General features: G+C 37.7%; 11 protein-coding genes and 1 pseudogene. 6 read left to right on the top strand and 6 right to left on the bottom strand.

Going from position 1 to position 23,386, the window contains the following annotated elements; all coding sequences use genetic code 11:
- Positions 1 to 230: 230 nt before the first annotated feature.
- Both H0U71_00490 and H0U71_00485 read right to left on the bottom strand, forming a co-directional pair.
- Positions 231 to 1,147: pseudogene (locus tag H0U71_00490) on the bottom strand (alpha/beta hydrolase).
- A 32-nt stretch (positions 1,148 to 1,179) separates the two neighbouring features.
- Positions 1,180 to 2,094 carry an F-box protein gene (locus H0U71_00485; protein ID MBA2653529.1) on the bottom strand — a complete coding sequence of 305 codons (915 nt, stop codon included), beginning with the start codon at positions 2,092 to 2,094 and terminating at the stop codon, positions 1,180 to 1,182.
- Positions 2,095 to 2,429: 335 nt separating this feature from the next.
- Here H0U71_00485 and H0U71_00480 point away from each other — a divergent pair, with 335 nt between their 5' ends.
- The 3 genes from H0U71_00480 to H0U71_00470 all read left to right on the top strand — a co-directional run bounded on the left by H0U71_00480 (position 2,430) and on the right by H0U71_00470 (position 5,211).
- Positions 2,430 to 2,951: a hypothetical protein gene (locus H0U71_00480; protein MBA2653528.1), complete on the top strand. Its 522-nt coding sequence runs from the start codon at positions 2,430 to 2,432 to the stop codon at positions 2,949 to 2,951.
- A gap of 128 nt (positions 2,952 to 3,079) precedes the next feature.
- Positions 3,080 to 4,027: a pyridoxal-phosphate dependent enzyme gene (locus H0U71_00475; GenBank protein ID MBA2653527.1), complete on the top strand. Its 948-nt coding sequence runs from the start codon at positions 3,080 to 3,082 to the stop codon at positions 4,025 to 4,027.
- Positions 4,000 to 5,211, top strand: coding sequence for a cystathionine gamma-synthase (locus H0U71_00470; GenBank protein MBA2653526.1), 1,212 nt, complete (start codon positions 4,000 to 4,002; stop codon positions 5,209 to 5,211). The genes H0U71_00475 and H0U71_00470 overlap by 28 nt, the downstream gene beginning before the upstream one ends.
- Positions 5,212 to 5,302: 91 nt before the next feature.
- Here the strand turns inward: H0U71_00470 and mmsB are convergent, their stop codons facing one another.
- The 4 genes from mmsB to H0U71_00450 form a co-directional block, all read right to left on the bottom strand.
- The gene (gene mmsB / locus H0U71_00465) at positions 5,303 to 6,196 is read right to left on the bottom strand and encodes a 3-hydroxyisobutyrate dehydrogenase (GenBank protein MBA2653525.1); all 894 of its coding nucleotides are present in this window, start codon (positions 6,194 to 6,196) and stop codon (positions 5,303 to 5,305) included.
- Positions 6,197 to 6,205: 9 nt separating this feature from the next.
- Entirely contained in the window at positions 6,206 to 7,696 is a 1,491-nt protein-coding gene (locus tag H0U71_00460; GenBank protein MBA2653524.1) for a CoA-acylating methylmalonate-semialdehyde dehydrogenase, read from the bottom strand.
- Between the two features lie 55 nt (positions 7,697 to 7,751).
- Positions 7,752 to 10,004 (bottom strand): RNA-binding transcriptional accessory protein, encoded by a 2,253-nt coding sequence (locus H0U71_00455; GenBank protein MBA2653523.1) that lies wholly within the window; start codon positions 10,002 to 10,004, stop codon positions 7,752 to 7,754.
- A gap of 88 nt (positions 10,005 to 10,092) precedes the next feature.
- Entirely contained in the window at positions 10,093 to 10,506 is a 414-nt protein-coding gene (locus tag H0U71_00450) for a YjbQ family protein (protein MBA2653522.1), read from the bottom strand.
- Positions 10,507 to 10,550: 44 nt separating this feature from the next.
- On the opposite strand from H0U71_00450, the gene rmuC reads away from it, so the two are divergent.
- The 3 genes from rmuC to H0U71_00435 all read left to right on the top strand — a co-directional run bounded on the left by rmuC (position 10,551) and on the right by H0U71_00435 (position 23,372).
- Positions 10,551 to 11,810, top strand: a complete 1,260-nt coding sequence (rmuC, locus tag H0U71_00445; protein ID MBA2653521.1) for a DNA recombination protein RmuC — start codon at positions 10,551 to 10,553, stop codon at positions 11,808 to 11,810.
- A 225-nt stretch (positions 11,811 to 12,035) separates the two neighbouring features.
- Positions 12,036 to 13,949: a sel1 repeat family protein gene (locus H0U71_00440; GenBank protein MBA2653520.1), complete on the top strand. Its 1,914-nt coding sequence runs from the start codon at positions 12,036 to 12,038 to the stop codon at positions 13,947 to 13,949.
- 426 nt (positions 13,950 to 14,375) lie between these two features.
- Positions 14,376 to 23,372, top strand: coding sequence for a hypothetical protein (locus tag H0U71_00435; GenBank protein ID MBA2653519.1), 8,997 nt, complete (start codon positions 14,376 to 14,378; stop codon positions 23,370 to 23,372).
- The last annotated feature ends 14 nt before the right edge of the window (positions 23,373 to 23,386 follow it).

Below are 23,386 nucleotides of genomic sequence, written 5' to 3'. Positions count from 1 at the left end.
TTGACGCCTTTATAGAAATAGCTGCGGCCACAAAAGAGTATTTACGGGTGGAGTAGAGGGCGGTCAACCTGAAGCGACTGTCACACAAGACCCATCCTCTGCTATTTCCAGTAATTTTTCTTACTGGAACTATATGATAAGGGGGCTTTTATTGGTTCTTCTGATAAATTAGCCCCACCTAGTTGAAGTGCTGAATTGTTCGCTATATACAATTTCAAAACCTACACAATTTATGTGTTATTTTCATTTTCTAGAAATTTAATTACTGAAGAATTGAATATCTCTGGAGCTTCTTCAGCCACAAAATGACCACTATCTTCAACAATTATACTTTTTAGAGAGGTTGTTTCATTCTCTAAGGCTTTTGGCAATTTATCTCCAACGCTATGGCGACCACTAATTGTTAAGACAGGCATTGACAATTTTCTGCTGTGGAAAGTTCTAACGAGTGCTGCATCTTCTTTGAGTGCACGGTAATAATTGAACCCAGCAGTCATGCCTCCTTTTGTTGAATATTGTCTTGCATATTCATCAATGGCAGTGTCGCTAATAATGACCAGGCTTTAATTTGGGCGCGAATGTATTCTTTTTCACGTCCTCGCGTTAGCATTTCGGGTATTTCAGGTGTCATATGAAATCCGTAATGCCATGCACCATTATGAAGAGCATCAGCATTTTCTGTTCCAGGGATAAGACAGTCGACTAACACAAGTTTTGTTACAGATTGAGGATAAAGATATGCCATTACGTAAGCTGCTTTTCCGCCCATATCGTGGCCAATGATATACGCTTGTTTTTCTCCCAAATATTCAATAAGAGCCTTGATATCGGTAGCAATTGTTTTTTTATCGTACCCATTTTGTGTGCGTTCAGAGAGACCGAGCCCTCGCAAATCTGGAGCAACAACTCTGTATTTGTTGGATAACACACCCATCGTTTTGTTCCATGCGAATGAAGTTTCTGGCCACCCATGCAACAAAATAACTAAAGGACCTTTTCCCATTTCAATATAATGAAGTCTAATACCATTAACTTTAGCAAAATGATTACTCGTACCATTAGGTAAAATTTTGGACGCTGAGTATGTGGGAGATACTGCTAACGTCAGTGTCGCTGCAAATAAAAGTAAGCTTTTGAAAATTGCCATAAAGAAATCTTTAAAGAAAGGAAAGCCCTGCCCTAATTAATCTTTTTTTGCCAATGATTATTCTCTTGATGATCATCGTTATTCTCCAAATCAGCCGAAGGAATTTTCATGATTTGAGAATCCAATACGTTCTCACGCTTCCAGCTCATGCTTAATAATGTAGCCGGAGCGGAAACGAAAAAGGTGTCAACATTAATAGAAACTTCTCGAGCCTGAGCTACTTGATCAAGCACCTGCTCTTGATCTATAGCGTTAGACTCTAAATATTTGGAATATAATTTATAACTAAACCAGAATAATAATGTTAGGACCGCAGTGTACTTATGCGTGTTGTAAAAGGAAGTCGCCATTCTAGAAGCGGTTCCTTGTAAAGCCTCGCGATAACTCATTTGTCCATCAGCGAATAAATAAGCCATTGTTCCCACTGTTCCCAGAAACCAACAGACTCCTAAAAACGCAAGTGCTACTTTAGTGAGTGAAGGTCGTCCAAAAATAGGCTGTCCATCATAGTGAGGTGAAAAGGCATCCCAAAAAGATTCTCCTGATCGCTGTAATATATTCAATAAATTGTGTGGCGATAGTTGGTTTTTAACTGTGATTAGAGCTCGAGAAGTTTGTGGATTTGGAGAAGAATTTAATGCCTTCGCGATTGCCGCTACTGTATATGCATCTTGAGGATAGTCAGGTATTTCTTTATCAGGACATCTTCTTTTTAAAATATTTTTAATATGTCCATCAACTAGAGGGACAAATAAAACAGGGCTCTCTTGTATAAGATGATACCAAGTTCTGTTTACGCTCCTAGCTAATAGAATCTCTGGCTTCTTTAAAAAACTTAAAATGTAATAGAGCACCTCTGGAGGAAGCATTTCATTTTCATTCTGCGGAAGCGTTTCACCTTCATCCTGCAGCTCTAGAGGAAGCATTTCTTCTTTATACTTGTGCATTTTTTTCTCCTTTGCAATTTCAGAAAATTGTAACTTACGTACAACTGAGATCCACTTTGATTTTTTGAAAAAACGTATAGAGTATATCGTTTTTTGTTTATAACGCCTACTTTCATGGATACTCGCGCGTAAATCGCGGTACGACGGTCAATTCTGCTGGATACTGCTAATAAATACTACGACGGCCAAGTGGGTAAATCCCGGTAGCCAAGGGTCATTAATTGCCAATTTTAACTAATTACCCCGCATTGTTTAATAAATTTAGACTATAGTTTAAGTGTATTTGCGCAGCTCCAGTATTAATTCTTTGGCATTAATCAAACAGGAGACATGCCATGCTCACACCTTATAAAATAAACGAACTTGTGAAAGCTATTAATACTAAGCATACCAAGCCTCGCTATGGGCTCTACCCTCCTCAAAAGAAAATAATAAATTATATTTCTCGGCAATTGGCGCGTATCGAAAAGAACAATATAGATGAGGTCAGTAAGGTGAAGGAAATGACGGATCTATTAGAAGGATTTATTCGTTACCTTAATGACACTAATAAAATTTTGAAATTAGATATCGAAAAAGTACTCACCTATATTTACTATCCCGAAGTTGAGCAAATAACATTGGATAATAAAGACAATTTACTCATTGGCAGTAAGGGAGAAACAGTGCGCCTTTGGCATGACGCCTATTTTATGAACAATCGAGGTCCCATTATTAATCGACTGATTGATTGCAAAAATGTTCTCTACGATAAGGTGGGCTCCACTGAATATACGAAAAATGAAGGGGCTGGGATGCCGGAACAGATGCATAAAAAATATGAAGAAATGCTCGCTAAACAGGAAAAGGCCGCCTAACATCACCGGTCTTGAGTTTATAATAATTCCACACGATTCATTATCCTCAGATGACAGCCTTCTATAGGTAACCTATAATACCCCCTTTTCTTATTTAAATTAGGATCCCTCTTTTTACAGGAGTCTACATGATTATTGATAATATTCTGCAAGCCATCGGTAAGACACCGATTTTACCTCTTCATCGCGTTGGAAAAGAACTGGATTGTGATTTGTATGTAAAATGCGAATTTTTAAACCCAGGTGGCTCGGTTAAAGATCGAATTGGCTATTACATGGTAGAGCAAGCTGAAAAGGCGGGGAAAATTCGTCCAGGAGACACATTGATTGAACCTACCTCGGGAAATACGGGTATTGGAATAGCACTCGCCGGAGCTGTAAAAGGTTATAACGTAATCATTACCATGCCTGAAAAAATGAGTCATGAAAAACAAGTTGTTCTAGAAGCGCTGGGCGCAAAAATTTATCGAACGCCTACCGAAGTTGCTTCCGATGCGCCAGATAGCCATATTTCTTTAGCAAAGCGATTACGAGATGAAATTCCCAAAGCGTATATTTTGGATCAATATGCTAATCCAGCAAATCCTGAAGCCCACTTTAAGTTTACTGCACAAGAAATAATCGATGATTTAGGTGACTTTGACATGTTAGTGGCTGGCGTGGGAACAGGCGGAACAATCACCGGTCTTGCCCGTCGGCTCAAGCAAACTATGCCGCATCTTAAAGTAGTGGGCGCTGATCCCTTTGGATCTATATTAGGGGGTGGCACAGAAGTGAAGTCGTACATGGTTGAGGGAATTGGTTACGATTTCTTCCCCGATGTGCTTGAAAATGATTTAGTGGATGAATACGTCAAAGTGAATGATAAAAATTCTTTTACCATCGCTAGGCGCCTTATTAAAGAAGAAGGATTACTGGTCGGTGGCTCCTCCGGAACGGCGGTGTGGGCAGCGCTGCAAGCGGCAAAAAATCTTAAACCAGGCCAAAAATGCTTAGTTATTTTACCTGATTCAATTCGAAATTATCTGACCAAGTTTGTCGATGACAAATGGTTGCAGGAAAACAATTTTGCTTAAAGCGGAGACGGAAACACGTGAAAAATGATTCAGATCTAGACATAGCCACTCGTGTCATACATGCAGGTCAACAACCAGATCCTTCTACGGGTGCGGTGATGACACCTATTTATGCAACATCCACTTACGTTCAAGAAAGTCCTGGCAAACATAAGGGTTTTGAATATTCAAGAACGAAGAACCCTACTCGCTTGGCTTATGAACGTTGCATAGCCAGTTTAGAGTCAGGAACGTTGGGTTTAGCGTTTGCATCCGGAATGGCCGCTGTTGCAACTATTATGGAGTTGTTATCTCCTGGGGACCACGTTGTAGCATGTGATGATTTATACGGGGGCACCTATCGACTATTTGAAAACGTCAAAAAAAATTCTGCGGGAATTAAGTTTACCTTTGTCGATTTTACCAACCCAGAACTGGTAGAGCAGGCCATACTTCCTGAGACTAAACTAATTTGGGTAGAAACGCCGACTAATCCAATGTTAAAGCTAATTGATCTTACTGAAATTGTGAAGATTGCAAAAAAACATGATTTGATTTCAGTGGCAGACAATACTTTTGCAACCCCTCTCCTGCAACGGCCACTAGAACTTGGTTTTGATATTGTAATGCATTCTGCAACGAAATATTTGAACGGGCATTCCGATATCGTAGGCGGAGTGATTGTAGTAAATGACCACCCTAACCTGCCCGAAAAATTGGCTTATTTGCAAAATGCAGTGGGCGCTATCGCAGGTCCATTTGATAGTTTTTTGGCGCTCAGAGGATTAAAAACACTGGCAATTAGGATGGAGCGTCATTGTTCAAATGCATTAGAACTAGCAAGCTGGTTAGCGCAACATCCAAAAGTTGAAAAAGTGTATTACCCTGGTCTTCCTTCTCATCCTCAACACTCACTTGCTACCCGCCAAATGGAAATGTATGGCGGAATGATTTCAATAGTATTAAAGGCAGATCTAAAACAAACTGTTACGTTTTTAGAGCACTGTGAACTTTTTGCGCTGGCCGAAAGTTTAGGAGGAGTAGAAAGTTTAATTGAACACCCAGCGATCATGACTCACGCCTCTATACCTAAAGATAAACGAGAAATACTCGGTATCAAAGATAGTTTTGTTCGCCTATCTGTTGGAATTGAATCAGTCGAAGATTTGAAAAAAGATCTTTCACACGCCTTTGCACAAATGTAACCGCGTTTCCATTTTCTCGATGCGAAAAACTAATCTCATGTAGCCTGGATGAAGCGCAGCGAAATCCGGGTTCCCTGTATCGAGGGAAAAATTACACCTCACCCCCAGCGAGCATTTTTATAATGCCTGAAAAATCTGTGCTTGCACCGCCTTCTTCTACAAACAAAGAATACAATGCGGTTGCCTCAGCACCCAAGGGCGTACTCGCATCCGCATATTGTGCCGCTTCTTGACTCAATTTCAAATCTTTCAACATCATGGAAGCGGTAAAACCCGGCGTAAATTCATTACTCGAAGGCACATTATCTAACACGCCTGGCATAGGGCAATACTGAGACATTGACCAACATTGGCTAGATGCATTCGATGCAATATCAAAAAATTTTTTAGGATCGAGCCCGAGTTTTTTTGCTAATAAAAAACCTTCTGATACGGCAATCATTGAAATACCTAAGATCATATTATTACAAATTTTTGCAGCTTGACCATTCCCGGCAGGGCCAGCGTAAATAATTTTTTTACCTAAACAATTTAAGTAACTTTGAGCACGTAAAAAATTTTCTTCTTCACCCCCAACCATGAATGTTAACGTAGCGGCTTTGGCTCCTGCTACTCCTCCTGAAACAGGCGCATCAATCATCGCGATTTTTTTTTGTTTTGCTAGCGCGTGGATTTTTCGACTGGTCACTACATCGATAGAAGAGGAATCAATATAAAGCCCCTCTTTAGACAAAATAGTTAAAATGCCCTCTTCGCCCAGCGCTACTTGCTCAACTTGTTCGCCAGTTTGTAACATGGTGAATATTATTGTTGAGTTAGAAACCAATTCTTTAATGGAACCCATCGGTAATGCACCCAACGCAGCAGCCTTCGCCATTGCTTCCTCTGAAAGATCAAACACTCGCACCGTGTGCTTATGTTGCAACAGATTTTCTACCATGGGTGTTCCCATATGCCCCAATCCAATAAATCCAATATTCGCCATCGTTCTTTCCTAATCTAAGGTCGGCATTTTGTATTCAGCAATTCCACTTTTAGAGATTGGCCATTTGGAGGTTATCGTTTTCAATTTTGTATAAAATTGAATACCTTCTTGTCCATGCATATGAAGGTCCCCAAACAATGAGCGTTTCCATCCCCCAAAACTAAATTGAGCCACCGGCACTGGAATGGGGATATTAATGCCAATCATGCCAACTTGCGCCTCTTTTGCAAATGTTCGCGCCACATTAGGGTCGCGAGTAAAAATTGCAGTGCCATTACCAAATTGGTGACTATTGGTTAATTCAATGGCAGTAGAAAAATCAGGCACCCGGACTACGGATAACACGGGACCAAAGATCTCCTCCTGATAAATCCGCATGGAAGGTTGAACACGATCAAACAAACTTGCCCCTAAAAAATTGCCAGATTGATTTTTGTGGGTATCACGTCCATCAACTACCAGTTCTGCGCCCTCTTCTATCCCTAGGTCAATGTATGACGTTACTTTTTGTAAATGTTCTTGAGTCACTAATGGACCTATATCAACATCACTGGTGCCAGGGCCGATAGATAGATGTGATATTTTTTCTTTTAGGCGAGTAATTAATGCATCTGCGACTTCATCGCCCACGGCTAAGACAACTGAGATAGCCATGCAGCGTTCTCCAGCAGAACCATAGGCCGCTCCCATAATGGAATTCACACTGTCCTGTAAATCTGCATCAGGCATGACGATACAATGGTTTTTAGCTCCTCCAAAAGCTTGGACACGTTTATGGTGTGACGTTGCCGTTTTATAAACGTATTCTGCAATGGGAGAAGACCCGACGAAACTAACTGCTTTAATATCGGGATGGTGAAGTAAGGCATCCACCACTTCCCTGCCTCCCTGGAGAACATTTAAAACACCATCAGGTAGGCCTGCTTCATGCATTAATTCTGCTAAACGCAATCCACAGGAAGGATCTTTTTCGGAAGGCTTTAAAATAAAGGTATTGCCGCATGCAATCGATAAGGGAAACATCCAAAGCGGTATCATTGCCGGAAAATTGAAAGGCGTAATCCCAACACAAACGCCGAGAGGTTGGCGTAAAGAGTAACAATCGATGCCGGTGCTAGCATCAATTGCAAAATCTCCTTTCAAATGACTTGCGATACCACACGCATATTCCACAACGGAAAGACCGCGTTGAATCGATCCAATCGAATCTGCCAACGTTTTACCGTGTTCTTGTGTGATTAAAGCAGCAAGTTCATTTTGATTTTGTTCAATGAGCGTTTTATATTTAAAAAGGATTTGTGATCGCTTAGCGAGGGTAGTTTGAGACCACGTTGCAAAAGCTTCTTTTGCCGAGGCAAGTGCTAACTCAATCGAATTAGGCGAAGCATAATACACTTCGCCTTGATGTTCATTGGTTGCTGGGTTCAATAATGCGTGGGGCTGATCTTCCTTGTCATGCGTGCGTTTACCCTTTATAAAATGTTCTACTTTATACCCCAAAATAAATCCTCCTTGTCATATCCTTTTTATTTTAGCACTTGATGAGATAAACCGGCTAATCTCCCCGTAATGCTTTTCCAAGCGCTAAGGCAAGTAATGAATCGTTATCCCTGGTTACGTCTACCATTTTCTTCTTTTTGGGCTCTTTAACCTCATTTTTAATTTTGACCATGGTTAAACTAATTCGCTTCCGCGATGCATCAACCTCTACCACGGTAACTTCAACAATATCCCCTACTCGAACAATTTCTCGTGGATCATTGATAAAACGGTTGGCTAATTGCGATTTATGAACCAATCCATCTTGATGTACACCAATATCAACAAATGCACCAAAGTGAGTTACATTAGTAATCACACCTTGTAATTCCATACCCACTTTCAGATCACTGATTTTTTCTACGCCCTCTTTAAAAATGGCCATCTTGAATTCGGGGCGGGGATCTCTACCCGGTTTTTCCAATTCTTTAATAATATCCACCACCGTGGGTAGACCAAATTGATCATTGGTATATTCAGAGGCATTCAATGCTTTTAACAGCGAGGTATTCCCCATGATGCCGTTAATCGTAGCATTCATTTTATGCAATATATTTTGTACGACAGGATAGGCCTCGGGATGGACAGCCGAAGCATCCAAGGGATTTTCGCCATTCATAATTCGCAAAAACCCTGCGGCTTGTTCAAAGGTTTTGTCGCCTAACCGTGGCACTTTTTTGAGAAATTCTCGAGAAGTAAATGCTCCATGAGTGTCGCGATATTGCACAATTTGATTTGCGATCGCTTCATTTAAACCCGAAACACGCCCCAAGAGTGGAATAGAAGCCGTATTAACATCTACACCAACAGCGTTAACACAATCCTCCACCACGGCATCTAAATTTCTGGCTAACTGTGTTTGACTCACGTCATGTTGATACTGACCCACACCAATAGATTTAGGATCTATCTTTACTAATTCAGCCAAAGGATCTTGTAACCTTCTTGCAATAGAGACCGCTCCGCGATAAGTAACGTCTAAATCTGGAAATTCCTCTGCTCCTGTTTTAGAGGCAGAATAGACAGAGGCCCCCGCTTCAGACACAACAATTTTTGTGAGGTCTAGATCTTTGTTGGCTTTAATAAGATCACTAGCGAGTTTGTCCGTTTCTCGTGAGGCGGTGCCGTTACCAATACTCAATAATTGAACTTTATAGTCGCGACAAAGATTGGCCAATGTCACCAGTGAAGCGTCCCAATCCTTTTTTGGTGGATGTGGAAAGATTGTTTTATAGGCAAGTAATTTGCCAGTACTATCAATAATGGCAAGTTTAACCCCAGTGCGAAAGCCAGGATCTAACCCCATGGTCACCTTGGCGCCCGCGGGGGATGCCATCAAAAGATCTTTCAGATTATTCGCAAATACATGAATTGCTTGTAACTCCGCGCTTTCACGCAAACGATTAAGTAAATCCAATTCTAAACGCGTAAAGAGTTTTATTTGCCATGTCCAATGGACAGTTTCGAGTAACCAGGCATCTGCCGGGCGTTGCTCATGTTTAATGTTGAAGTAGGAGGCGATTGTTTCTTCTGGAAGATTTTTTTTTGTTTCTGGGATGTCTAATGAAACTTTCAGAATTTTCTCCTTCCTGCCCCGAAATACAGCTAATGCCCGATGTGACGGAATTTGCTTAATTGCCTCTTTATATTCAAAGTAATCAGAAAATTTTTGGCCTTCTTCTTCCTTGCCTTCACTAACAACGCTCGTAATGATGCCATTTTCCCATATGAACTCGCGTAATAATTGGGTCAATTCAGGATTTTCAGCCCATACTTCCATTAATATTTGGCGTGCCCCTTCAAGAGCCGCATCACTGTCTTTGACCTCTTTTTCTTCATTAATATATTGGCTGGCTATTTCAGTAGGTAATAAATCAGGTGTTTCCCACAATTGCATTGCCAGCGGCTCTAAGCCAGCTTCTCTGGCTATTTGAGCCTTGGTCCGACGCTTTGGTTTAAAAGGTAGATACAGATCTTCTAATCGCGCCTTATTATCTGCCGCAAGAATTAATTTTTCTAGCTCAGGAGTCAATTTCTCTTGTTCAGCAATACTTTTCAAGATCGTTTCCTGCCGATCTTTTAATTCGCGCAGGTACGTTAATTGCTCCACGACATTTCGCAGGTCAGTATCTGAAAGATTCTGCGTGGCTTCTTTACGATATCGAGAAATAAAGGGTACGGTGGCCCCTTCATCAAGTAAGTCGACTGCAGCTGAGACTTGATTGACTTTCAGTGACAGGCCGTTGGCAATTTTTTCAATGATATTCATGACTGATCCTGTGGTGATGATGTTTACTCAAGATTATAAGAAATAATGATACTGAAGAGAATATCAGTAGCTTCGGTAAAAGTGCATCTCATTCTCCGATAATGGTCACGACAACACGGCGTTCAAATGCAGAATTCCTGTGCTCCCAGATATAAATTCCTTGCCATGTCCCCAAACCTAACTCACCTTTCACGATAGGTAGAGTAAGATCACACTTGGTTAACACAGTACGAATATGCGCCGGCATATCATCTTTTCCTTCCGCTTTATGATGATATTGATGGATATCCTCAGGTACGAGCTTTTGAAAAAAATTTTCCAAATCTTTTTTGACGTCTTCGTCTGCATTTTCGCATAATACAAGGGAAGCGCTGGTATGCTGCATATATAATGAGCAAATGCCTGTGCTGACTCCGGCTTTGGCGACAAAATCTGTTACTATATGTGTTATCTCGTTGAAGCTTTTGCCTGAGGTATTGACCGTTATATGGTATTGTCTCACCATGTTTTCCCCTCTTACGAACTCATTAATCAAGTGGAGCAATAATGAATATCATATCAATTCTATTCATAATCTTATGCATGTTAAATGTAAGTCTCCTACTCTTTTGTTTTAGCCGCCTGAGTAAAAAAATCGGCAATAACCAAATCTGGATAGATCAACTGCTCATACGCTTAGATGAACGCGATAAAACCCTTAAGGACCTCAGAGATCAGCTTATTCAACTTGTCACGCAACAGAAAAAAGAGCAATCGGACACACGTACTCAATTTGACCTGCATCAACTCAATACTCTAAAAACATTACAGGAAAGTTTACAGCAAGGCATGGGTGATATTCGGTTACAAATTACGGAGACACTGAATAAACACGGCGAAAGCATCACTCAAAAAATGGAAAAACTTACCGCTGATACCGACCAACGATTGAAAGAAATTAGTTTGCAGGTGGATAAACGTTTAGCGGATGGTTTTGAAAAGACTAACGCTACATTTACCGATATTATTAAGAGACTCGCGTTAATCGATGAGGCGCAAAAAAAAATCACCGAACTTTCTTTGAATGTTGTCAGCTTACAAGAGGTTTTATCAGACAAACGCTCTCGGGGCGCTTTTGGCGAGGTACAATTAAATCATTTAATTAAAAATGTACTCCCAGAACAAAGCTATCAATTGCAATATACCCTCTCTAATGATAAACGCGCCGATGCTATTTTATTTTTACCTGAGCCCACCGGCAATATTGTGATTGATGCTAAATTTCCGCTGGAAAGCTATCGTCGCTATACAGACATTAACTTACCTGCACAAGATCGTAAAATTGCTGAACAACAATTTCGCGTTGATATCCGCAAACATATTCAAGATATTAGTGACAAATATATTATCGAAGGCGAAACCTCGGATGGCGCCGTCATGTTTATTCCCGCAGAAGCTATTTTTTCTGAAATTCATTCTCGACTACCTGAGGTCATAGATTTTGCTCATACCTTACGCGTATGGCTAGTGTCACCTACAACGTTAATCGCCGTCCTCAACACTGCACGCGCCGTCTTAAAAGATGCTGCAACCCGTAAGCAAGTACATATTATTCAGGAGCATTTAGTGCAACTAGGCAGGGACTTCGAGCGTTTCCAAAAAAGAATAGATAATTTAGCAAAACATATTCATATGGCCCACCAAGACGTAGAAGAAGTACATAAATCCTCTAAGAAGCTCACCAGTCGATTCATCAAAATTGAAAAAGTTGACCTGACCAAAGAGGAAGATATTCAATTGTTAGAAGAAGCCGAAGAGCAAATATAGCGCCCTACCCCATCTGGCCTAAGGGATTTCCTTGATTCCGCTTCGCTGCATCAAGGCTACTATATATATCAATGTAGCCTTGATGCAGCGAAGCGGAATCAAGGGAAACAGCCACAAATCACGAAAAATTACACATTTCCACTCTATTTAAGAGTCTATTAAGGATGGAGGTTTATCATAGGGTATTGGTCATCATTAAAGCCCTAAAAATTCACGAGAAATAGTATGATTAACTTCGAAAAGATATTACAAGCAAGCCTCCAGGGTGAAACAGGAGCTACCCGCTTACTACGTTCCCGCATCGATAAGGGGAAATTATCTCTACAAGAGCTTTCACGCTGTATTGAGTGTTTTGATGAGGAAATTGCCAATAAAAACTCTCATGCAATGTATCTTCGTGCATGTATGCATGAAACTGGTCAGGGTGGTGAAGTAAATTACGCTGCCGCCGATTCCTTATTTTTTCAAGCACAAGAGCTTGGTAACTCTGATGCAATATGTCGTATTGCTTGTTCGTATTATACCGAAGGCAACTATAGAACCGCCTTTGATTTATTTAAGCAGGTTATTAATAAGGACCCGACTAATCGAGCTGCGCTGTATTTTATGGCATGGATGCATCATAAAGGGGAAGGCTGCTCTCAGAATACTGAATTAGCCATTCCCTTATTCGATAAAGCCATAGAGCTGGGACATGCCGAGGCAATGAATGCCGCAGGCTGTATCGCTAGAGATACACGAAAATACCCAAAAGCTATTGCATTATTTGATAGAGCAATAAAACTGAAGAATGTTTCGGCTATGATTAATAGGGCCGGTATGCATGAAGAAAATGAAAAATGGCTTGAGGCCGTCAAATTATACCGCCGCGCGTATTTTCAAAGTTCTGATAGGAAGGTTACCGATTATGCAGCAAGAAGAATCCAGTATATAAACCGCTTTAAAATTTCTTCTTTGGAAATACAGTATACTGCCTCATTAGTGGGAGCTAATGATAGCTACCTGAATACACACCCCAATAAATTTTTAAATTTATTGGCTTCGGAAGACGCTTCTCTTCATCCGGTTGGTTTAAATTTCTTTGTTAAAAACTTTCCCTCCAATGGTTTTGATCGAATAAATCAAGCAAACATTGATTTCATCGCTTCCTGGTATTTAACAAGCGCAAATCAAGAACTTCAGAAACGGAATATTGCCGGTGCGCTATCCCTATACTCTAAGGTCCCATCTAACTCAGGATCCCGAGGTGCAGCTTGTTATGGAATGGGAATACATATCTATCAGAACACCCTACAAAAAAATAATGATGAAATTAATGCACTTGAAAAGGCCAAACAGTATCTAGAGGAAGGTTCAAAATTAGGCGACCTCAACTGTATTGAATTTTATACGAAGGCTCTACAGAGTATTATTAACCCGGATATGAAAGAAGATTCAACGGATGATCTTTTACTTGAATCACTAAAACTGGATTATGAAGCACTTGTTGATTTACGATATACTTCAATGCTTAAAACTTTCACGGACGAGCATAAATTAACTCATCTGAATTTTTGGGCAGATAAAGCAGGTTGGTTTGAAGGAACAGACGTAACTTTTAATGATAAAAAAATTACAGTTCCCAAAGGCATTGCTGTTATATATGACATTATTAATGATCCGATTAAAACATCATTTGAAAAAATAACAGCACTCTCAACTGCTGTATCGCTCAATGATAGTTGGTTCGCTCTTGTTAAACCTAAATATATTACAAAAGACTGTTATATGGCTGCGTCTAACCTTCTATCACTCATTACCTCCACTCCTCTTTCCAAGGTGAACAATTTAGAGGGAGCAGATCAACAGCAAGAGGCTCCAGTTGTTATCATTCAGGATAAACCAGCCCGCCAAACGTCAAGAAGCAATAGTGTGATATTATTAACTCCTAAGAAGAAAATTGCTGAGCAAGTAGTAACGCTACCAATAAAATTGTCCGTTGGATCAGCTTCGAGCTCCATTCGTTTAAGTCAAAATCGTGCGCGAATAAACTTTGGTAGTGACGATAAAAATAAAAATGAAGAACAACTCCCCAGCAATGAAGAACAACTCTCCAGCAATGAAGAAGATGAAAGAGTGGTGTTAAAATCTAAATACTAAGAGCTTAGCATCATTTCTTTCGCGATTAACCCAACGATCTATCCAAGCGACAGCAACTTACTAGGATGATTTCAATTACCATGCGGAAAACATCATCACTCCATATACAATTTAATTATCGACTCACTTAAGCCATTTCATATTTAAGTTCCGAAACCCCTTTTCAACCGAGTTACGCATGGGCCATTGCATGCCAACCGCATCAAACTGAATAAATCCTGGATTTCGCTACGCTACATCCCGGCTACATCACTCAAAGTAGCCTGGATGTAGCGTAGCGAAATCCAGGGAAATTCAAGCCTCAAATGTTTGTCAAGGGGGTTTTTGATGCGGTTGCCATGATCTCACGCATTTAAAAACACTGGTTAATCCTCTCTTAATAATTGTCGGTTATACTTAAAATTAACCAATATTGGAAAAGCTCGCATGCCTTATTACGACAAAAATTCGATTGATAACACGTTAAAACTAAAATCTACTGATGATCATTCCGAAATTACTACCACTTATCAAACTACTGGTCCGGATAGCTATTACGATTCATGGTTAGGCTTAATCGAAAATAATGCTAATGCATGGATTGCGCGGGAAGGTAACCCACAACGTAATGGTAAAATTAAAATAATAATTAGTAGTACGTATTTTCGAGATACTCCTCCTGACCAGGTAGTTATCTCTTTTCTAAACCAGCTACTGACATATCATCATATTGAAATTTATTTATGGTTGGGAAAAGATATCAGATTTGCCGTGACCAAGCCAATTAGTAACTCAGTACAATTATGGGAAACTCGTCAACTAATAACTCCAATGAAAGAAGAGCATGTCAAACAGGCTTTATCACACCAAGGACAATCTCTGGATGGCATAAAAATTATTGATGATATGGAATATGACAGTGTTATCAGTATACTTAATCAGAGGTTAAATTTCACTTTAACATTGCCTTTTCCCAATAACGATTTAAGAAAGTATTTAGAAAATATTGATTTATCAAAGTTAACATGTGCAGATTTATCCGATATTATACGTCTAACTCAAGAAGAAGTATCGGTACTTCAAAGCCTCCCAAATATCACAGATCTCATTATAAAAATAGACACTCAATTTTATAACAAACATTTCGCAATTATTGGCCATATAAATAGTTCTGGACGATATAAAAAAATTGCCATTAAAACTGATAAATACAAAAAAATACAAATGATATCCAAGAGTTCAGAAGTAAACGACCTCGTAAAAATAGATTTAGTTGACAGCTCAAATAATATCTTAGAAGAGTTAAATCTTAGATTTGTCGCCATACACTCATTAGATCTTTGGCATGCTAAAAAACTTCGTCGATTAACTATCTCGGAAAGTAGCGTAAAAAATATTGATTTTACCAATGCCCATAATTTAGAAGAACTTGTAATACAAAATAATACTCGATGTAACAAATTAAAAGTGCTTGATTTAAATAACTGTCGCTCATTAAAAAAATTAATCCTTAAGAATCCAACTATACAATCAATCATATTCGCACAGAATACTGTTTTATCATATTTAGAGATAGATGACCGATTACAATCTTTAAAAATAACCAACCCACCAAGCACAGATAATTATGTGGGTCCTGCTATATTTTGCGGGGGAGTTAATAACAACAATTATCAAGCTATCGAAGTGCTAAAAAAAATTCATTTCACAAACGCTGACCAATTAAAGCAATTTAAAGTTACACGATGTTTAACATCTTTTAAGATCCCACAAGAATTACAATCATTCACATTAGACATAACAGAGGCTGAGCAGTTAGAAGAACTTTCTTTAAATAGCAGTCGCATTAAACTGATTGGAGAACATAAATTGGGTGTGCTGCCCATAAAAAATTTGGAACTGCCAACTCTGGATTATCAACAAACAATGTTCATCCTTAATATTATAAAATCAGATTTGACTGGTATAGTTATCCACGAGTTAAATGACGATGTCATCAAATTACTGAGCAATCATGAGAAATTAAACTCGCTAACTGTAACCAACATAACCTCAAATATTAAATTATCAAAAATAAGAAATTTAACATCCATGATTGCAAATGGCATAGCAGCGATACCGATCGAAATTGATATTATGGATTGCAATCATCTGATGATATTTAAAACTCCAAACCAAGATAATATTCGTATTATCGGTAATTTCAATGCGCGACAAAAAGAGTTAAAGTTAAATATTTATGATATCAGCATGCATAAATTAACAGCAAAGAAAATGTGCCTATCTAATCCTAACCTCGATAACATTTGTGATTTTCCAAACACAGAATTTATAAAAATAGAAAATGTAATAAAAGAAAATATAAGCGTTGATAACTGCCCGCTATTGAAAGTATTACAAATAGATAAAGTTAAAAGCAATACGATTAACTTATCCTTCTTGCCGTCATTAGTCGAATTGCGCATAATGGATTCAGAGTGTGAAAGTATTATCTTTAATAATTCATTATATAATTTAAAAGTGTTAAAGATCGATAACTGCACAAACATACAGAATATCGATTTTACATTTTTGCCAAATTTAGAATACTTGTGTATCAATTCTTGCTCACGGATAACGAATATAAATTTCTCATCATTAAGATATCTAAGAACACTGGTTATTCTAGATTGCGCATTAGCTAAAATTGATTTATCTCGAAATATTAATTTAGAAAGCTTTACTTGCTCAGGAAGGCTAGAGATTATTAATATAGAAAAATTGCCAATTTTAAAATACATAAATATTACCAATCTGCAAAAAACAACCTTAAAAATTAATAGTAACCATTGCCAAAAATTGCGCGATGTACACATTTATTGCCATGCTAGTAATTTAAATTTTAAAAATTGTACAGATATACGCTTTCTTCTAGTTAGTAATGCAGGCCCAGATATTGAAATAAATGGGATAACAAAATTATTTACCTTAAAGAAGTTTGTATATGCCGGATTACTTAAAATGCCAAATTATATTGTATATAGTTTGCCTGATAGTTGTGAATTTGTAGAATATTCCGTTCAATCAGAATTATCACATCTTGATGTGGAGGCAATTTGGCGTAGGTTACAAGATGAATTATTGGTTAAAGATAGTGATGAATTAACTCGATTAAATAAAGAGTGTCCAGTCGCTATTTATAACTCCAAAAGTCGATATAGCCCCGACACAAAAACGGGTAAAAACGATACTGTTCACCGAGCAGGGGGTAAGTTCTCTGTTACGTTTATTGATCCTTATGAGGCACCTAATCCAGACCATTATTGCATTGAAATATTAGATCAGATAAACCTGCAAGGTCAGCAACTTCAATTTACAGTGAATCATCAATCTACACAATTATATGACTTTGCTATTGAGCCCCTAACACAACAAAATAAAAGTGATCTATTTGATAAACAAGACGACAACGTTATCATCGTCCGATTAGTGGGTGATGATATTGAGCCAAATGATTTTTATTCATTACCTTCAAAAAATCCCATAATTACAAAAAATTTATTAAGATTAATGACGGATCATTCCAATGATATATCATTATATTGGAATGAAAAGCATAAACATTTTTATTTCAAGGCAAGCAAACCAATACCACGCATTGTTTTTCATTATACCTATTCTAGATCCCCCGTTTACGACAAATTACCCAGCAATGCTATTATCGAATCTTTTGTCCCCTCTTTATTATCTGATGATATCACTCAATGTATCAATGCTGCCAAGCCAAATTTACCCAAAGAATTACTATTTGTATTTGATAATGAAAGACCAATTATCGAGAAAATACTTTCCCTAGCAGATTACTGTAGATTTGACGATGTAGACTTAGATCAAACTACAGAATCAGGTACCCTAGATAATATGCTGCAAATCATCATTGAAAGGAAAGGTGTATGCCGCCATCGAAGCTATGCGATGCTTCTATTATCACAATATTTAGGAGTCAATGTACAACAAATCATCAGTGAAAAGCATAGTTTTTGTTTTCTCTTTTTCACTTTAGAACAAGGGGGTGATCTACAGGCACTACGTATCGATTTGGGTGGATCTATCTTATTGGATGAAACTCCCATTGTAGTACGTGAGAAGTTACTCAATGCAGCTCTTGAAGGGGCAGAGCACGCTAAAGCTAATCTCCCCACTGCTAATGATCTAATACTATCAACCCCATTGATGCCACCCATTGATAAATTTACTACCAAAATAATGGAGAGAATTTATTTACCGCTTTTCCGCGAATTAATTGCATCAAGTCAGATTAGTAATTGGGATGATTTATTGCTGTCTCCTATTTTAGTTCCATTAGTTAAATATCTAAAATCACATGACCCCTTTGTTATAAGTCAACAAATACATGAGCATGTGAAACAAGCATCGACAACAGGTTTTTATTTATACATAAATAAGCCGGAGGATTTTTCACTCTATTTTCAATGTTTCCAAATAAATAATGGTAAACGCCTATTGCGTGATGGTCCACTCAAAGAGTTGATTAGTCAGGGGGGCGTTGTTGTCATAAACTGGGCTAATTTCACTGCGACGCAAATGGCCAGTTATAAAAGTATTTTAGATAAAGCACCAACCATTTTAGGAAATCCAGTTAATAAACAGAAGATTAAAATTATCGGAATTACCGATGATTTACAGTCATCCTGTTCAGCGTTTATGACACGGTGCAAATTATTCACGTTCCAAAATGACTTAATGCCCTCCTCATTACCAAAGCTTAAAGATAATAGTCTTAATGAATATACCATAAACTTACATGAGAGTGTCCAATGGAGACAATGGGTATTAGGTAAAATCAACTTTTCAGGACATGCACTCGAATTAGCTCATGGGAAATTGGTTGAAGCTATTCAATCTGGTGGACATTTGATAATAATCAACCCACCCATAAATAATAAAGCATTTGATGAACTAATGAAAAGGCTCCAATATGATGATTATATATTATACAATGGACAAAAATTATTTATACCACCATCGTTTATTATTACTCTCAAACATGAAGCCACCCTGTCTGCAAAAAATATTATCATCTCTGATAAAATGCCCAATGCCAATAAAAAACCTATTCATATTGGCTTACATAATATCCATTCATGCTATGAAACATTAGCGGTTGCAAATACAAAAGCCACCACTGATACCCATGGTTTACTACACAACTATGATGACGAACATTATTATTTTTATATTACTGAAACCCTACCAAAATCGGATTGGAACTATCTAAATACTTATGTAGCCGAACATTATCCGAATAGAGCTTTCCATTTTTTTCTAGCGCCGGGGGCTGCTATCGAAAATGTTTTAACCAACACTGCTCATACAATGGCAACACCCTTGAATGATCCATTAGGGCCTATTCCGTTAGATTGCCCTATGATTTTAAGCAATGACCCCGATTTTACAGCCTCTTTATTGGCAAAAGCTATTAAGACAGCAAAAAATCAAGAAGTTGAAATAATCTATGTTTCCCCTCAAACAACCTTCAACAGTTTAGTATTGCAATTAGATATTAACCCGCAAATTGAAACTGGGATGGTGGAATTTGCTGAAGCTGAAGGGTCGATAATTAAAGCGCTGAGTAAAAATAAAATAGTAATTTTGTGTGGTGAATTGTCTTATGGTTCTTGCCAAAAACTTAACTCATTTTATTCAAAGCAAGGTTATTATTACAAGAATGGCAAACGTATCGAACTGAGTGACCCTGTTACAGTCTATTCTATACAACCTCACACTGTTAAATTTACAGGTATCAGTCAGTACCAACTTATTCAATATCAATTTGAAGATTATAAAAAGGTAATAGATGCAACGTTATACCCGTACCTTGATCAAATAATTCAATTTAAAAAATTTGCAAAATTTTTACCTTTAGGTGGTGAAGGAAGACCTTTGAACAGTCATTTGTCGTTTAAGCGGATTGAAAGGATGATCAAAGTCATACGCCTACGTCCACGACATCCACATAACCCAATTAAAGGATTATTTCATTATGATTACCCCCGCAATAGCCAAGACTATGCCTATTTAAATGTGATTGCAAAAATAGCATTTTCAAATACAAATGTTACTTTTGTCACTAGAATAGATAAGCTAAATACAATTAAAAATGGAATGGAATTAAATACCTTAGAAAAATTTCGATTAAATATTTGGCATGTATTGAATTGTTTTTCTAAATTAGAATTGTTGAACATTATAGGTCATGATTTATCTTCAATTGTTACCTTCGGCTACCCCACCATTGAACAATCTAAACTTGAACTGGCCTGGAATTACTTTAATAGCGTCACCTATACATCAAGTGATAGACCAGTAACTTCCCCAACAGTGAGTAAACGAGAACAACAATTGTCTGAATTAATAAAGGATGACACTACTCACATCATAATGGTCAAAGGGGCTCCAGGCGTTGGAAAAACGCGCACAGCACGCCAGCTAATCCGTGCGATGAACCTGGAATGCTATGAAGGGGAAGCCGATATTGAAGCATGGAAATCTGATCAAAGGGATAGCGTATTACTATTAGATGAAGCAAACATGGCTATCCCCGGCACATGGGACAGCCTGAAGGGTTTTATCAATCAACATAAAAAAATTGTAGCAACCTGTAACCCTGAAACATTTAATCGATATTATCATGATTTATTTCAGCAATATGCAGAAACTATATATTTTTCCATGCCTGTAGATAGTTATATTCAAAATAAAATTTTAGAGCCCTTATTACTAGAATGCCTGAATGAAAATAATGCAAATGTCATAGCTAGTGATATGTTGCTAGTATATAATTTGGCAAAAAAATATAATCCTACTTATTTTTATTCCACACGCGATTTAGAAAATTTATGCCAACGCTTTATCGTGTTGTATCAACAACAAAATAATGCCCACACGGTCACTAACGAAATATTATACTCCAGCTGTGTTAGTGAATTTGCAGGCACTATTTTTTATCCTGACGTAAGACAAAAATTTAATGCTGAACTTAGCACGAAATTTGGTGTGTCTCCTCAACCACAACATGAGATCATAAAAGTTTCGGATACCTGTTTAATTCCGAGTGAAAAATCTTATATCATTGATTGCATAAAGCAATGCATATTAATAAGAAATAAAGCATTAGCTGCGAAGCAACCGCAACCACAACCTTTTTACTATAAAAGAGGTGTATTACTCGAGGGTGACGCAGGTTTAGGTAAATCATATTTAATCAAAGCTTTATTAGAAAAATTTGGATTTGAAAATCATAGTTTTTCTTCTAACAATAATACTCATAAATATTATTATGAATTATCTGTTAGCGATGATGATGCCGTACGAGGAATATTGATCAAAGCAAACCTTGAAGGTTCAGCAGTTATTTTAGACGAACTGAATTTAGGGGAAGAATTAGAAGCATTATTATTAAAATTATTAATGGGTGAAAACGTCATAACAGAAAATGATACTTATTATCTCAAATCTTTTCCTAAAAAGGATGAATTGCCCAATTATAAAAATAGTTATATATGCTTGAAGGGAGGGCATGTTTATTATATCAATAATCAAGGGACTTCAGCCTCCCCTCTCATCAGTGATATTGCTAAATACCAATTAATAATTAACAAACTGACTCCATCTGGAATCGGCTTAAAACAATCGCTTTCCTCTAATGACTACAAAAACTTAGTATCTTTATTTATTCCTAAACCTGGCCTAATAGTGTTTGGATCACAAAATCCAAGTTCTGTTATTGGACGCAAATCACTCTCTTCAGCGTTACGAAACCGATTGCAAGTGATTTACATGGAAGGATATTTACGAAAATCTCTGATTGCTATTGCCAGAGAATCTGGAATACCCGAACCGGAGGCATTTGTGGCTGCATATTTAAAAATGCATAAAAATGAACCCGATATTACCAATATGCGGACATTTTACTCTGCCTTATCATTAGCTCAAGAAAGAGGCGTGACATATGAAGGACAAATAAAAGAAATAAATGATGAAGTTGAAATTACACCTCCTCCTGCCATAAATGAAGAGAAGATAAGTCAGACTGCTGAAACTTCAAATGAGGTATTAACCATACCTCAGGATGTCAAACAAGAACATTTAAAAGAACCGCCGGATCTGTTAATGGTATTGAAAAATACTCTACCCCAGGCAAAAATACGCCATTATTTTGATGATGATATCCCTGACGGTTCCAGTATTGAAATAGTTTTTAGCGATACACAGGACGGTTTGATATTCTCATTTGTAATGAAAAAATTGAATATTAGTGACAATAACTGTAATCCGAGTTTTTTAATTACCAATACCGATTCATTACTGACCGGTAAAATTTATCAGATTCAAGCAGAATTAACTAAAGCATTTCATCCGAGTCAAAACAAATTATTTTTTCTCTATAACGAAGTTACCTCTGAAAGACAGTTCTTCGAACATGAAAATGAGCGCTCCATTCAAACTATCATTCAGGAACTCGCTAATGTCTTATTCACCTTACCTGCAAAATTAATTGAGGCAGAGGATTCTCCATACCAAATTATTAGTGAAAATTTAATTAAAATATGGAAGAACATTCATTGCGATAAAGAACTTTTTTTGAAGGAGTTAGAACTTCAAACTCGCGGTAAAGCTGAAATCCATGAGGAAATAAATAAACTATTACAAAAATTAATTCGATCTTTTTTGGCTTTCGAATATAAAATTAGTAGGGAAACCATTCCACAAGTAATGGCTAAAACATATTACGAACTTTATTTAGTAACACATTCTCTACTCGCATTCCAAAAAGTAATGACGATTATCGAATATGAGAAAATTCGAGCTTTATTCCAACCATTATATCAACACTTAGAAATACTAATGTGCCAGCAACCAAGTTTATATACGGCTAATAATTCACCTTATCCTATACTTTTTAAGCACATGACGAATTTATGTCAGGAGCTTCAAGATAATCGGAGAGAATTAGCTATAAATAAAAATAAATATTTAAAAATCATAGAAAAATCCTCATATGAATTAGATCGGCAATTATATGGTAAAGCGCCCATGAATAAAAAAACTAAAGCTTTATTATGTGGCTTATTGGGTGCACTCGTCGGTTTTGTTTTGGGAGCAACTATTGGTGCAGTAGCCACTGCTTATGTGGGCGGCTGCGGCGGTATTATTACCGCTGCCATCGGAGCAGCGAAAGGCTTTTCCATCGGGACCGCGATCGGGGCTAGCTCAGGCGCTATTACCATCGCAGGCTTAACAAGTGGAATTGGTATTTTCAACAGCTATAAAAAGCAAAATGCCTTTAAGCTCCATCAAGGAGAAATTGATGCAAGGTTTCATCCTGATACAATTTTAACTCTAAAAAATATTCCTGAGATGGCGCAAAAACAAAGAAGATAAAAAAATATGATTTT

It is taken from the genome of Gammaproteobacteria bacterium (assembly GCA_013697705.1).
Classification (GTDB): domain Bacteria; phylum Pseudomonadota; class Gammaproteobacteria; order UBA6002; family UBA6002; genus UBA6002.
This window is presented reverse-complemented; position numbering and strand designations above follow the sequence as displayed.

Coding starts and splice junctions, on each gene's coding strand:
- H0U71_00470 (MBA2653526.1), top strand. CDS start 4,000: ATGGTTGCAGGAAAACAATTTTGCTTAAAGCGGAGACGGAAACACGTG.
- H0U71_00455 (MBA2653523.1), bottom strand. CDS start 10,004: ATGAATATCATTGAAAAAATTGCCAACGGCCTGTCACTGAAAGTCAAT.
- H0U71_00440 (MBA2653520.1), top strand. CDS start 12,036: ATGATTAACTTCGAAAAGATATTACAAGCAAGCCTCCAGGGTGAAACA.
- H0U71_00435 (MBA2653519.1), top strand. CDS start 14,376: ATGCCTTATTACGACAAAAATTCGATTGATAACACGTTAAAACTAAAA.
- H0U71_00485 (MBA2653529.1), bottom strand. CDS start 2,094: ATGCACAAGTATAAAGAAGAAATGCTTCCTCTAGAGCTGCAGGATGAA.
- rmuC (MBA2653521.1), top strand. CDS start 10,551: ATGAATATCATATCAATTCTATTCATAATCTTATGCATGTTAAATGTA.
- H0U71_00475 (MBA2653527.1), top strand. CDS start 3,080: ATGATTATTGATAATATTCTGCAAGCCATCGGTAAGACACCGATTTTA.
- mmsB (MBA2653525.1), bottom strand. CDS start 6,196: ATGGCGAATATTGGATTTATTGGATTGGGGCATATGGGAACACCCATG.
- H0U71_00480 (MBA2653528.1), top strand. CDS start 2,430: ATGCTCACACCTTATAAAATAAACGAACTTGTGAAAGCTATTAATACT.